Origin of the sequence: Blastococcus sp. TML/M2B (assembly GCF_016612865.1) — a bacterium.
GTDB lineage: Bacteria > Actinomycetota > Actinomycetes > Mycobacteriales > Geodermatophilaceae > Blastococcus.
Genome location: NZ_JAENZZ010000002.1, coordinates 489,399 through 501,998, shown reverse-complemented (window position 1 = coordinate 501,998; position 12,600 = coordinate 489,399). Strand labels below are relative to the sequence as shown.

Below are 12,600 nucleotides of genomic sequence, written 5' to 3'. Positions count from 1 at the left end.
ATCATGCAGCACCGGGTCAGCGCGGCAGCGCGTTGTAGGCCGCCGTCACCGCCTCGCGGACGGCGCCGGACAGCGGCCGGAGGACGGCGTCGCGGCGGGCGGCCTGCGCCTGGTTGACCGCCCCGCCGGGGGCATCGGCCATGGCCAGGTCGAGGACGGCGGCCACCCGCACCGCGCGGCCCAGGATGGCCAGGGCCAGCGGGTCGTGGTCGTCCGGGAGGCCGGGAGCGGCCCCCGGGCGGGCCAGCCCGGCCAGCAGCTCGGGCACCTCGGGGTGCCAGCGGGCCAGGTCGAGCTCGGCCAGCGTGCGCGCCGACCCGGTGATCGCCAGGTCCAGCTGGCCGGCCGCGGCGCGCAGCGTGCCCTCCACCGGTGGCGGCGGGGGTGCGACCCCGTCCAGGACGAACGCCGTCCACCCGAGCACCTCCGAGCCCAGCGGCTCGGGCACGAGCACCAGCCGCTCGCCGACGGCGGCCTGCCCGGCCTCCAGGGCGAGGGCGGCCAGGCCGGGCACCGCGGGCAGGCCGCGGACGTCCCCGGGTGCGGGGAGCACCAGGCGCAGCCGGCGCTCGCCCAGGCCGCGCAGCGCGCTGAGCGCCGAGCCCAGCGGCACGGCGCCGTCGGTGCCCGGCAGCCCGGTCACGCGGTGCGCGGCGTCGCCGGTGACGGCGTCGAGGGTCTCGTCGTAGGAGGTGCGTCCGGTGAGCCAGGCGGTGGCCCACGCCGCGAACCGACCGGCGGGGAAGTCGTGCACCGGGCGAGGCTACGTCGGCCGCGCGCCTGCCGCCGCGGCCGGCCGACGGCTCTGCCAGACTCCGGACCATGGCTGCCTGGCTGCTCTGGCTCATCGCCGCCGGCCTGTTCGTCGGCGGGGAGGTCGTCACCCTCGACCTCGTGCTGCTGATGTTCGCCGGCGGTGCCCTGGGCGGCGCCGCGGTGGCGGTCGCCGGAGGCGCGACGGCGCTCCAGCTCGTGGCGTTCATCGCCGTGTCCCTGGCGCTGCTCGCCGTGGTCCGCCCGATCGCCAAGCGGCACCTGGAGCACCGGACGCCGGCCCAGCTGGACGGCGTGGACACCCTCGTCGGGCGCACCGCCGTCGTCACCCGGGCCGTGGACGTCGCGGGCGGCCGGATCCGGCTCGGGGCCGACGAGTGGACGGCCCGCAGCCAGTACGACGGCGAGGCCTTCGCGGTCGGCACGACGGTGCGCATCCTGCAGATCGACGGCGCGACCGCCGTGGTGGGCGACGCGCTGGGGTGAACCGCCGGCCGCGACCGTGACCTGGGGATGCGGACGTGGGAGGGTCGGGAGCATCCGCCCCCGACGGAAGAGGTCCCGTGGAACCCGCCCTGATCGCCCTGGCCGTGATCGCGCTGCTGCTGGTCGTCGTCCTGGCCAAGAGCGTCACGATCGTGCCGCAGGCCCAGGCCAAGGTCGTCGAGCGGCTCGGCCGGTACAGCCGCACGCTCACCCCGGGCCTGTCCGTCCTGGTGCCCTTCGTGGACCGCGTGCGGGCCACGATCGACCTGCGCGAGCAGGTCGTCTCCTTCCCGCCGCAGCCGGTGATCACCGCCGACAACCTGCAGGTCGGCATCGACACCGTCGTCTACTTCCAGGTCACCGACCCCAAGCTCGCGGTCTACGGGATCGCGAACTACATCACCGGCATGGAGCAGCTGACCACCACGACGCTGCGCAACGTCGTCGGCGGGCTGAACCTCGAGGGCGCGCTGACCGGCCGCGACGGCATCAACAGCCAGCTGCGCGAGGTGCTCGACGGCACCACCGGCCCGTGGGGCCTGCGCGTGGCGCGCGTGGAGATCAAGGCGATCGACCCGCCGCACTCCATCCAGGACTCGATGGAGAAGCAGATGCGCGCCGACCGCGACAAGCGTGCGGTCATCCTCACCGCCGAGGGTCACCGCCAGGCGGCCATCACCTCGGCCGAGGGCGAGAAGGCCTCGGCCATCCTCTCCGCGGAGGGTCGCAAGCAGGCCGCGATCCTGGAGGCGGAAGCCGAGCGGCAGAGCCGGATCCTGCGCGCCGAGGGCGAGCGGGCCGCGCTGTTCCTGCAGGCGCAGGGTCAGGCGAAGTCGATCGAGACGGTCTTCCAGGCCATCCACGACGGCAAGCCCGACCAGGGGCTCCTGGCCTACCAGTACCTGCAGACCCTGCCGCAGATCGCGCAGGGTGACGCCAACAAGATGTGGATCGTCCCGAGCGAGTTCAGCAAGGCGCTGGAGGGGCTGGCCAGCCTCGGGGGGGCCGACAAGGGCACCTCGTGGATGGACGTCGGGCCGTCCACCGACGGTCGCACCGCCCCGCCCGAGGGCGGCATCGACACGAGCAGCTGGTTCGAGTCCGCGGTGCCCAAGGCCGCCGACCAGCCCGAGGCGAAGATCGAGCTGACCAGCATCACCGACACGACGCCGGTGGTGCCCACCCCGCCGCCGCTGTCGGAGATCACCCCCCGAGCTGCCGGCCCGGGACGAGCCCCCGCAGCAGTAGTCGCAGGAACGACCGCGGCCCAGGACCCCGGGAGGTCCTGGGCCGCCGCCGTCGTCGTGGCTCAATCTTTCAGCAAGCCCTCGCGGAGCTTGGCCAGGGTCTGGGACAGCAGCCGGGACACGTGCATCTGCGAGATGCCGATGTCGGCGGCGATCTGCGACTGGGTCATGTTGCCGAAGAACCGCAGGATGAGGATGCGGCGCTCGCGGGCCGGGATGGTGGCCAGCAGCGGCTGGAGCGACTCGCGGTACTCCACGCCCTCGAGCGCGGCGTCCTCCTCGCCCAGGGTGGCGGCGAGGGTGGGGGAGTCGTCGTCGCCCGACAGCCGCTCGTCCAGCGAGCTGCTGCGGTAGGCGTTGGCGACGGCGAGGCCCTCGAGGACCTCCTCGCGCGGGATGCCCAGGTGCTGGGCGAGCTCGCTGGGCGTCGGTGCGCGGCCGTTCTTCTGCGCCAGCTCGCCGACCGCCGCGTTGAGCGAGAGGTGCAGCTCCTGCAGCCGGCGCGGCACGCGCACCGACCAGCCCTGGTCGCGGAAGTGCCGCTTGATCTCACCGGTGATCGTCGGCACCGCGAAGGAGAGGAACTCCACCCCCCGGGTCGGGTCGAACCGGTCGATCGCCGCGATCAGGCCCAGCGTGCCGACCTGCAGGAGGTCGTCGAAGGGCTCGCCGCGGTTGCTGAACCGGCGGGCGAAGTGCCGGACGAGGGGCAGGTGCTCCTCGACGAGGATCTCGCGCAGCCGCTCGCGGCGCGGGTCGCCCTTCTCCAGGGTGGCCAGCTCGGCGAACAGCGGCGCGGTGCGCTGCGCGCGGCGGCGGTTGTCCGACAGCGGCGGGGCGTCCGGGGCGGGGGCGTCCGGTGCGGGGGCCTCCGCGGCGGGGGCCTCCGCGGCGGGTGCCTCGTCGGCCGGCGTCGCGTCGTCGGCGCGTGTCGCGTCGTCGGCGGGCGTCGCGTCCGCGGCCCCGCTCGCGGGACGCGCTGCGGCGTCCTGCTCCGGGGCCTCGCGCGGCTCGGGAGCCACGGCGTCCCGGAGATCCACCCTGATCCCGGTGGGATCGGTGGCGGGGGACCGGGTCACCGGGCCACCGAGAGGTTCTGCTCCGAGCCGCCCGCCAGCTCGGCGGGGCGCTGGCCGGGCAGGTACTTGTCCATGGCGATCACCGCGACGGGGGAGTCCGAGCCGTCGCCGCCGGGCACTGCGCCCTGGGTGGCCGGGCGGCCCTCGACGGCATCCACGAGCGTGGCCAGCACGGCCCACCCGAAGCCGTCGCGGGGGACGTCGACCCCGGCGGCCGTGGGCACCCAGGCCTCGATGTGCAGCCCGGCGCGGGTCGTCTCGAACACGACCGTGAGCGGCGCGTCGCCGGCGGCGATGCTGGCCAGCGTCGCGCAGGCCTCGTCCACGGCGAGCCGGAGGTCCTCGACGCTGTCCAGGTCGTAGTCCATCCGGATGGCGAGGTCGCCGGCCATGGCCCGCACGGCCGGGAGCTGCATCGGGGTGATCGGTACCCGGAGCTCCAGTCGTTCCGCGCGCCGTGCATCCGGCGCGAGGGCGCCCCTCGAGTCGACCATCCGCTTGCAGCTCCTTCGTCCCGGCGCTCCCCGGCTCTCGGGTCGCGCGGTGTCCATTCTGCCCACGCGGCACGGGTACGCGCCGAGCCGACTGCCTCTACTACCCCTGCGCCGCGGCGCGGGAAACGTGCGTTGTCCCACGCCCGGCCGCTCCCCGGCGCGGTTGCCGAGGTCGTGGGGCTGTTGTTCCCTGGCCTGGGATGAGCACCAGCCAGGGCAGTCTGCCACCTCCTCCGCCTGCTCCCGGGCCGGACGGCGGGGCCGTCCTGCTCGCGGCCATGGAGGCTGCCGCCACCCCCATCTACTGCCTGGTCGCCGGGGGGCGCACGGTCTGGGCCAACGCCGGTGCCCGCCGCATGGGCACCGCGCCGGACGAGCTCCCGGTGGTCCGCCGGGCGCCCGCTGGCCGACGTCGTCGACACGGTCATCGGCACGGGGCTGCCGGAGACCGTGCACGGGGCGCTGGGCGCCGGCGGCCCCGCGGTGACGGTCGCGCTGCGGCCGCTGGAGGTGGCCGGCGAGCCGGGCGCGGTGGTGGTCATCGAGCGCGACGGACGGCTCGCGGTGCCCGCTCCGCCCCTGGGCGCCGCCGCGGTCGAGGCCGCGCAGTCCTCGCTGCTGCCCCCGTTCCTGCCGATGCTGCCCGACGTCGCGCTGGCCGGCAGCTACCACCAGGCGACGTCGGTGCGGGCCGCCGGAGGGGACTGGTACGACGCCGTGCCGCTGGGCGGCGGGCGGGTCGCGCTCGTCGTCGGCGACGCCGTCGGGCACGGGATCGCCGCGGCCGGCGCGATGAGCCGGCTGCGCGGGGCGATGCGGTCCTCGGCGCTCACCGACCCCTCGCCCGCAGCGGTGCTCGCCGGCCTGGACTCCTTCGCCGCGATCATGGACGACGTCGAGGGCGCCTCGGTCTTCTACGGCGTGCTGGACTCCGCCAGCGGGGAGCTGGCCTACACCACCGCGGGCCACCCCGCGCCGCTCGTCGTCGGCAGCGACGGGGCCGCCGCGTTCCTCCCCGTCACGCCGCGGCCGCCGCTGGGCAGCGTGCCCGGGGTCGGGGCGCCGGTGCACCGGTCGGTCCTCCCGCACGGCGCGACGCTGGTGCTGTTCTCCAACGGCGCGCTGGCCGGGAGCAGCAGCGACTACGCCGTCGCCCTCGAGAAGCTCGTGGCGGCCTCCCGCGAGGTGCTGGCCCGGCCCGGTGCCGGCGACCCGGCGACCGCCTCGGGTCTGGCCGTGGAGATCGCGGAGCTGGTGCGCTCGCCGCACGACTGGCCGGACGACGTCGCCGTCCTGGTGGCGCACCGCCGCGCGACCACCCAGCGGCCGCTGCAGCTGGACCTGCCCGCGGTGCCCGCCTCCCTGCCCGCGATCCGCCGCCGGCTCACCGCCTGGCTCACCGAGCTGGGCATGGACGAGAACGACCGGGTCGGCGTCATGACCGCCGTCGGCGAGGCCGCTGCGAACGCCGCCGAGCACGCCTACCGGGGCACCGAGCCCGGGGCGGTGCAGGTGCGCGCGTCGGTCGACCGCGACGGCGTGCTCACCGTGACCGTCCACGACGACGGGTCCTGGCGGCCCCCGGACCACGACCCGGGCGACCGCGGCCGCGGGCTGCTCATCATGCGGCAGCTCGTCGACGGCGTCTCGCTCGACGACCGCAGCGGCACGACGGTGACGTTGACGGTCCGGCTGCGGCGCAGCGCCGAGGCGCCGCCGGTGCCGGCTCCGGGCGGGGAGCGGGCCGGCCTGGTCGTCGACCGCACCGGCCCGCGCCCCGTCGTGCGCGCCACCGGGGCGGTGGACGAGGCCGCCGCCGACCCGCTGCGCATCCGGCTGCTGGAGGCCAGCCACGGCGGCACCGCGCGGGTGGAGCTCGACCTGGCCGGCGTGACGCTGTTCAGCAGCGCCGCGGTGCGGGTGGTGCTCGCCGTCGCCCGGATCGCCCGCGACGAGGGATGGCGGCTGGTCGTGCACGCGGCCGAGGGTGGCGTGACCCGGCAGGTGCTCGAGGTGAGCGGCCTGGGTGGTCTGGTCGACCTGCGCTGACGGGTGACGGGCCACGGCGCGGCGTTTGCGCCGCGTCGTCGCTGCCCATCCTCCGGCGGTGAGACTGCGGCGGAGTGACGTGAACGGCCCCGGCTGGACCCGGCGCCGGGCGGGGCGCGGCTTTGCGTACCACGACGACGCGGGTGCCCTGATCAAGGACGACCGGCTCGACCGGATCCGCGGCCTGGCGATCCCGCCGGCGTGGAAGGACGTCTGGATCTGCCCGTGGCCCAACGGGCACATCCAGGCCACCGGGGTGGACGCCGCCGGACGCCGGCAGTACCGCTACCACGACCAGTGGCGGGCGCGGCGGGACGCCGAGAAGCACGAGCGGGTGCTCGAGATCGCCCATCAGCTGCCCGACGTCCGCGACGAGGTGGTCGCCGCGCTGCGCACCCGGGGGCTCAACCGGGAGCGGGTGCTCGCGACCGCGATCCGGCTGCTGGACCTCGCCGCGTTCCGCATCGGCAGCGAGCAGTACGCCGAGGAGAACGGGACCTACGGGCTGGCCACGCTGCGCCGCGAGCACGTCCGCGTGCGCGGTGAGCGGACGTTCTTCGCCTACACCGCGAAGGGGGGCATCGAGCGCGAGGTGGAGCTCACCGACCGGCCCGTCGCCACCGTCGTCCGACAGCTGCTCGAGCGGCCGGAGGGCACGGGGGAGGAGCTGCTGGCCTACCGGGTGGAGGACGGCACCTGGCGGGACGTCACGAGCACCGAGATCAACGCCTTCCTCAAGGAGATCAGCGGCGCGGAGCTCACCGCCAAGGACTTCCGCACCTGGAACGCCACGGTGCTCATGGCCGCGCGGCTGGCCGAGGCGCCCCCGCCCCGGTCGAAGACCGCGCGCAAGAAGATCATCAGCGCGGCCTACAAGGCGGTCAGCGAGCAGCTCGGCAACACCCCGGCGGTCTGCAAGGCCAGCTACGTCGACCCCCGCGTGGTGGACCACTACGAGCACGGCGAGACCGTCGCGCACGCCCTGGGCGCCGCCGAGGAGGCCGACGCCGACCGCGACGTCCAGCGGGTGCTGGAGCAGGCGGTCTGCCAGATGCTGTCCGCCTGAGCCGGCCCACCCCGCGAACGACGCAGGGCCCGTCCGGTTCCCCGGACGGGCCCTGCGTCGTCGGGCTCCCGGAGGAGCCCCGCCGTCAGCGGGCGGTGCTGTCGGCGATGGTGAAGAGGTCGATCAGGCCGGTCACCTCGAGCGGGCGGGTGACGGCGCGGGTCGTGGCGATCAGGCGGAGGGCGACCTCGCGGCTGCGCGCGGACTTCTGCGTCTCCACGAGCACGGCCAGGCCGGCCGAGCCCAGGAACTGGACGCCGGACAGGTCGATCACGAGCTCGCGGGGCGACTGCTCGAGCTGGCCGTCCAGCGTCGAACGCAGCACCGGCGCGGTGAAGGTGTCCACCTCGCCGACGACCGTCACGGTCACGACGCCGTCCTCGTCGGTGGAGGTGGAGAGCGTGATCACGTCGTCGAAGGGCGCGTCGGTGCCCTCGTTCGGCACGTCGGGCTGTCCCTCGGCGGGCAGGTCGGAAGTGGTCACGGATCGTGCTCCTCTCGGCGGCGGCGCGCTGGCACACCGCCCGGTCAATCTACCGCTGCGCGATCCGAGGTGCGGATCCCCCCGGTTCCGCGCGTGGTCGACGCGGCCGGAACCGACCCTCGTGGGATCTGCTCCGGTGCGGCTACCTGCTGAACCGCGGACCCAAGGTAGACAACCGGACCGGCACGCGCCAACCCGCCCCGGGGCCACGGCGTGTGCCGCGTCCCCGGGGCGGGCGACGGAGGAGGAGCGGTCAGGCGTCGGTGACGTGGACCGCCGACTCCTCGGGGCCCTCGCCGCCGATCGCGGCGTCGCCGGTGGCGTCGACGTCGTCCGCCGTGCGGTCGGTCCCGGAGTCGCTCGTGTCGAGGTCCTGCTCCAGCTGGACCTCCCCGCGCTGCGGGTCCTCCGCCGGTCGCACGTCGACGCTGTCGTCGGGGAGCTCGCGGTCCAGCCGGCCGTCCAGCGGCTCGCCCTCGGCCTGCTCGGCGGCGGTGGTGCCGAAGTCCGTCGTCGCCGTCGGGCTCTCGCCGGGCAGCGCCTCGAACTGCGGGTCCTCGGCGCGCTCCATCGTGGGCGAGTCGTCCTGCGCGGTCTCGGGGATGCCGTCGGCCTCGGGGAGGATGTCCCGGGCGGTCTGGCCCTCGGTCCGGGTGGCGCCGTCGGTGGTGCCGGGATCGGTCATGCGGGTCTCCGTTCGTCGCGCGGGCGCACCCGCTCTCGTCGTCCCCGGGGGGACGGGGAGCCGGTCGTCGCCGACCGGCGTCGTGCACCCGCCCTACCCGGGACCTCCGTCGCCATGCCTCGTGTGCGGTGGCGCACGGTCGGGCGCCGGGAGGTTCACCCGGCCGACGGCGGGTAGCGCGGCCCCATGGCGATCGCAGACGAGGTGCAGCGGATCGGGGCCCCGGTCCGCCGGTGGGCCCGCACGCAGAAGCGCGAGTACACCGACGGCGAGCCCCGGCCGCTGGGTGCCGATCTCGGCGCGATGGGCGTGTACGTCGGCCTGGTGTCGGCTGCGGCCGCGGCCGTGCGGGCCTCGGGCCGGGAGCTGCCGGAGCGGATCCCGCTCGGCGACGCCGCCCTGCTGACGGTGGCCACCTTCCGGCTCGCGCGCCGGATCGCGAAGGACCCGGTCACCGCGCCCGTGCGGGCGCCCTTCGTCCGGTTCGAGGGGCCCTCGGGGCACGCGGAGGTCGCCGAGGAGGTGCGCGAGCACGGCGGGGTGAAGCACGCCGTCGGGGAGCTGCTCACCTGCCCCTTCTGCCTCGCCCAGTGGGTGGGCACCGGCTTCGTGTTCGGCTACGTCAGCGCGCCCAGGGCAACGCGGCTGGCCGCGCTGACGATGACGATGGTCGCGGGTTCGGACGTGCTGCAGTTCGCCTACGACGCCATCCAGAACGGCCTGTTCACCGGATCCGTGCGGGCGGACGAGCCCGAGGGCGTCGAGGCGTAGGTCCTCCGACCGGGGGAGGCGGCAGGTCCGCCGACCTGCCGAGGGGGCGCCCGCGGACCTATCGTGTGATCTTGGCCCGGTCGCGGGCCGGCGCGGGCCCTCGGCGGCCCACTCGGGAAGGGGCGGCATGCGATCCATCTGGCGCGGGGCCGTGTCGTTCGGCCTGGTCAGCATCGGGGTGAAGCTGTACTCCGCGACGGAGGACAAGGACATCCGGTTCCACCAGGTGCACGCCACCGACGGCGGCCGGGTGAAGTACCGGCGGGTCTGCTCGATCGACGGCGAGGAGGTCGAGTACAGCGACATCGCCAAGGGCTACGAGCTGCCCGACGGGCCAGGTCGTCGTCCTCACCGACGAGGACTTCGACGAGCTGCCGCTGAGCACCCGGCGGGAGATCGAGGTGCTGCAGTTCGTCGACCAGTCCGAGATCGACCCCATCCAGTTCGAGAAGACCTACTACCTGGAGCCCGACGGTCCGGCGACGCGCCCCTACGTGCTGCTGCGCGACGCCCTCGAGAACGCCGGCCAGGTGGCGATCACCAAGATCGCGATCCGGCAGCGCGAGTCGCTGGCCGCCATGCGCGTGCGCGACGGCGTGCTGGTGCTGCACACGATGCGCTGGCCCGACGAGATCCGCCGGCCCGACTTCGCCTTCCTCGACGAGGACGTCTCGGTGCGCCCGCAGGAGCTGAAGATGGCCGAGGCGCTGATCTCGTCCATGTCCGGCGAGTTCGACCCCACCGAGTTCACCGACGACTACCGCGAGGCGATGACCGCCCTGCTGGAGGCCAAGCAGTCCGGCGGCGAGGTGCAGCAGCCGCCGGAGGTCTCCGACGATGACGGCGCCGCGGTGGTCGACCTGATGAGCGCGCTGCGCCGCAGCGTGGAGCGGGCCAAGGGCGGCTCCGCCCCGGCCGCCGACGACGACGCAGCCGACGCGGAGGACGCCGACGACGCCGACGACGTCGCGGAGGAGGCGCCCGCCAAGAAGGCGCCGGCCAAGCGCGCGCCGGCGAAGAAGGCGGCCGCGGCGAAGGCCCCCGCGAAGAAGGCGGCGGCGAAGAAGACGACGGCCACGAAGGCGACCGCGGCGAAGAAGACCGCGAGCGCGGCCAAGCCGCCGGCCAAGCGCGCCCGCCGCAGCGCCTGACGTGCCGGCCCGCGGCCGCGGCCGGCAGGACGGCGACGACGCCTTCGCCGTCCTCGAGCAGCGCACGCCCGGGGAGCCGGTGCGCTGGGAGCTGCGCCTGGAGCGCGGCGGCGTGGCGACGGCGTGGGCGATGCCCGACGGTCTGCCCACCGGACCGGGCCCGGGGCGGGTCGCCGTCCCCACCAGTCCGACGGCGGCGGGGGTTCGGTCTGGGACGCCGGCCGGTACGCGGCCGAGACGTGGACCGACGACCGGATCACGGTGACCGTCGACGGCCGGCGGCTGGTCGGCCGGTACGGCCTGGAGCGGCAGGCCGACGGCACCTGGAGCGTGCGCAAGCTGGACGCGACGCCGGCCCCCACGCCGGCGCCGCTGCCGATGCTCGCCACCGCCGGCGTCCTGCCCGGGCCCGATGAGGACCACCGCTGGGGCTACGAGTTCAAGTGGGACGGCGTCCGCGCGGTCGCTGCCGTGCGCGCCGGCTCGCTGGTGCTCACCTCGCGCAAGGGCACCGCGATCACCGTCCGCTACCCGGAGGTGGGCCGGTTGCCCGCCGCCCTCGACGGCCACGACGCGGTGGTGGACGGCGAGATCGTGCTGATGGACGCCGACGGGCGGCCCGACTTCGGTGCGCTGCAGAACCGCATGCACCGCACCGGCCCCGAGGTGCCGCGCATGGCGGCCGGCCCGGCCGGTCAGCTACCTGGTGTTCGACCTGCTCGCCTGGGACGGAGAGGACCTGACCGGGCGGCCCTACGCCGAGCGCCGGGCCCGGCTCGACGCCCTCGGCCTGGCGGGGCACCGCTGGGTGGCCACGCCGTGGTTCTCGGGCGGAGGCGAGGGGGTCCTGGCGGCGAGCGAGGAGAACGGGCTGGAGGGCGTCGTCGCCAAGCGGCTGGACTCCGCCTACCGGCCCGGCGTGCGCAGCCCGGACTGGCGCAAGCTGAAGAACGTCCGCACGCAGGCCGTCGTCGTCGGCGGCTGGCGGCCCGGGCAGGGCAGACGGGCCGGCGGCATCGGCTCGCTGCTGGTCGGCGTGCCGGACGGCGAGGGCCGGCTGGTCTACGTCGGCCACGTCGGCACCGGCTTCCGCGCCCGGGACCTCGTCGACCTGGAGCGCGGCTTCACGCCCCGCGCGGACCCGCCGTTCGACGGCACGCTGCCCCGCGAGATCACCCGGGACGCGCACTGGGTCGAGCCCGACCTCGTCGGCGAGGTGGCCTACGCGGTGTGGACGGCGGACAACCGGCTGCGGCACCCGTCGTGGAAGGGCGTGCGCGACGACCTGGAGCCCGACGACGTGGTGGTCGAGCCGTGAGCCCGTCGAAGCAGCGGGTGGAGATCGACGGGCGGACGCTGGGCGTCTCCAACCTGGACAAAGTGCTCTTCCCCGAGGTCGGGTTCACCAAGGCGCAGGTCATCGACTACTACGTGCGCATCGCGCCGGTGCTGCTGCCGCACGTGGCCGGTCGCCCGGTCACCTTCACCCGCTGGCCGGACGGCGTCGAGGGGCAGACGTTCTTCGAGAAGAACAGCGCCCGGCACGCGCCCGAGTGGGTCCGGCGGGTCACCATCCCGAGCCCGGGCAGCTCGCGTGGCCGGGAGACCCTCGACATGGTGCTGCTGGAGTCGACGGCGGACCTCGCGTGGGCGGCCAACCTGGCGGCGCTGGAGGTGCACGTCCCGCAGTGGCGGGTCGACGACGACGGGCAGCCGGCCCTGCCGGACCTGCTCGTGCTCGACCTGGACCCCGGGCCCGACACCGGGATCGCCGAGTGCTGCGGCGTCGCCGAGCGGCTGGGGCAGCGGCTGGAGGCCGACGGGCTGGACCCGGTGGTCAAGACCTCGGGCTCCAAGGGCCTCCAGGTGTACGCGCCGATCGACGTCCCCACCGACCGCGAGCAGCCCAGCCGGTACGCCCGGCAGCTCGCGCAGGAGCTCTCGGCCGAGACCCCCGACGACGTCGTCTGGCGGATGGAGAAGGCGCTGCGCCCGGGCAAGGTGCTCATCGACTGGAGCCAGAACAACCCGGCGAAGACGACGGTGGCGCCCTACTCGCTGCGCGCCCGCGCCGGCGCGACGGTCTCGACCCCGATCGGCTGGGACGAGGTGGATGCGGTGCGCGACGGGTCGCTGGACCCGGCCGCGCTGCGGTTCACCACCGACCAGGTGCTCGCGCGGGTGGAGGAGTACGGCGACCTGTTCGACGTCGCCGGCGCCACCCGGGCCCCGCTGCCCGAGGTCTGACCGCGGCACCCCCGGGCCGGGACGTGCCGGGGTGACCGCCCCACCCGGGTGGCCGCGGGCGGGTGCG

Annotated in this window: 12 protein-coding genes and 3 pseudogenes; 10 read left to right on the top strand and 5 right to left on the bottom strand. The window is 75.4% G+C overall.

All coding sequences use genetic code 11. From position 1 onward, the window contains the following. Positions 1–16: 16 nt before the first annotated feature. The gene (locus JKP75_RS10985; RefSeq protein ID WP_200491163.1) at positions 17–754 is read right to left on the bottom strand and encodes a hypothetical protein; all 738 of its coding nucleotides are present in this window, start codon (positions 752–754) and stop codon (positions 17–19) included. 68 nt (positions 755–822) lie between these two features. Between JKP75_RS10985 and JKP75_RS10980 the strand changes: the two genes are divergently transcribed. Then, a complete protein-coding gene (locus JKP75_RS10980; protein ID WP_200491164.1) occupies positions 823–1,260 on the top strand; it encodes an NfeD family protein in 438 nt (145 codons plus the stop codon). Between the two features lie 35 nt (positions 1,261–1,295). After that, positions 1,296–1,862, top strand: a pseudogene (locus JKP75_RS21260) (SPFH domain-containing protein); the annotation flags it as partial. 707 nt (positions 1,863–2,569) lie between these two features. Here JKP75_RS21260 and JKP75_RS10970 read toward each other — a convergent pair. Then, complete coding sequence (locus JKP75_RS10970) at positions 2,570–3,586, bottom strand: RNA polymerase sigma factor SigF (protein ID WP_309229755.1); 1,017 nt, start codon at positions 3,584–3,586, stop codon at positions 2,570–2,572. After that, positions 3,583–4,002: an ATP-binding protein gene (locus JKP75_RS10965; RefSeq protein WP_242471292.1), complete on the bottom strand. Its 420-nt coding sequence runs from the start codon at positions 4,000–4,002 to the stop codon at positions 3,583–3,585. The genes JKP75_RS10970 and JKP75_RS10965 overlap by 4 nt, the downstream gene beginning before the upstream one ends. Positions 4,003–4,425: 423 nt before the next feature. Between JKP75_RS10965 and JKP75_RS10960 the strand changes: the two genes are divergently transcribed. Together JKP75_RS10960 and JKP75_RS10955 are read left to right on the top strand one after the other, a co-directional pair. After that, positions 4,426–6,129, top strand: coding sequence for a SpoIIE family protein phosphatase (locus JKP75_RS10960; RefSeq protein WP_309229754.1), 1,704 nt, complete (start codon positions 4,426–4,428; stop codon positions 6,127–6,129). A gap of 79 nt (positions 6,130–6,208) precedes the next feature. After that, positions 6,209–7,195: a DNA topoisomerase IB gene (locus JKP75_RS10955; protein WP_200491424.1), complete on the top strand. Its 987-nt coding sequence runs from the start codon at positions 6,209–6,211 to the stop codon at positions 7,193–7,195. A gap of 85 nt (positions 7,196–7,280) precedes the next feature. Here JKP75_RS10955 and JKP75_RS10950 read toward each other — a convergent pair whose 3' ends face one another. Both JKP75_RS10950 and JKP75_RS10945 read right to left on the bottom strand, forming a co-directional pair. Continuing rightward, a complete protein-coding gene (locus tag JKP75_RS10950; protein WP_200491168.1) occupies positions 7,281–7,679 on the bottom strand; it encodes an STAS domain-containing protein in 399 nt (132 codons plus the stop codon). 253 nt (positions 7,680–7,932) lie between these two features. Further along, positions 7,933–8,364, bottom strand: a complete 432-nt coding sequence (locus JKP75_RS10945; protein ID WP_200491169.1) for a hypothetical protein — start codon at positions 8,362–8,364, stop codon at positions 7,933–7,935. A gap of 186 nt (positions 8,365–8,550) precedes the next feature. On the opposite strand from JKP75_RS10945, the gene JKP75_RS10940 reads away from it, so the two are divergent. From JKP75_RS10940 to ligD, 6 genes and pseudogenes are all read left to right on the top strand, one after another. Beyond that, positions 8,551–9,135 (top strand): DUF1360 domain-containing protein, encoded by a 585-nt coding sequence (locus JKP75_RS10940; RefSeq protein WP_200491170.1) that lies wholly within the window; start codon positions 8,551–8,553, stop codon positions 9,133–9,135. Between the two features lie 127 nt (positions 9,136–9,262). Further along, positions 9,263–9,409: pseudogene (locus JKP75_RS22825) on the top strand (Ku protein); the annotation flags it as partial. A gap of 97 nt (positions 9,410–9,506) precedes the next feature. Beyond that, positions 9,507–10,286, top strand: a complete 780-nt coding sequence (locus JKP75_RS10935; RefSeq protein WP_309229995.1) for a Ku protein — start codon at positions 9,507–9,509, stop codon at positions 10,284–10,286. A gap of 378 nt (positions 10,287–10,664) precedes the next feature. Next, positions 10,665–10,877 (top strand): annotated as a pseudogene (locus JKP75_RS22820) (DNA ligase); the annotation flags it as partial. A 115-nt stretch (positions 10,878–10,992) separates the two neighbouring features. After that, positions 10,993–11,604: a hypothetical protein gene (locus tag JKP75_RS22815; RefSeq protein ID WP_309229994.1), complete on the top strand. Its 612-nt coding sequence runs from the start codon at positions 10,993–10,995 to the stop codon at positions 11,602–11,604. Next, on the top strand, positions 11,601–12,533 hold the full coding sequence (ligD, locus tag JKP75_RS10925) for a non-homologous end-joining DNA ligase (protein WP_309229993.1): 933 nt from the start codon (positions 11,601–11,603) through the stop codon (positions 12,531–12,533). Before JKP75_RS22815 ends, ligD begins: the two co-directional genes overlap by 4 nt. Positions 12,534–12,600 lie beyond the last annotated feature (67 nt).

What these genes read in the sequence shown, in the direction of transcription:
- JKP75_RS10980 (WP_200491164.1), top strand. Translation starts at nt 823, where the DNA reads ATGGCTGCCTGGCTGCTCTGGCTCATCGCCGCCGGCCTGTTCGTCGGC.
- JKP75_RS10965 (WP_242471292.1), bottom strand. Translation starts at nt 4,002, where the DNA reads ATGCAGCTCCCGGCCGTGCGGGCCATGGCCGGCGACCTCGCCATCCGG.
- JKP75_RS10940 (WP_200491170.1), top strand. Translation starts at nt 8,551, where the DNA reads ATGGCGATCGCAGACGAGGTGCAGCGGATCGGGGCCCCGGTCCGCCGG.
- JKP75_RS10945 (WP_200491169.1), bottom strand. Translation starts at nt 8,364, where the DNA reads ATGACCGATCCCGGCACCACCGACGGCGCCACCCGGACCGAGGGCCAG.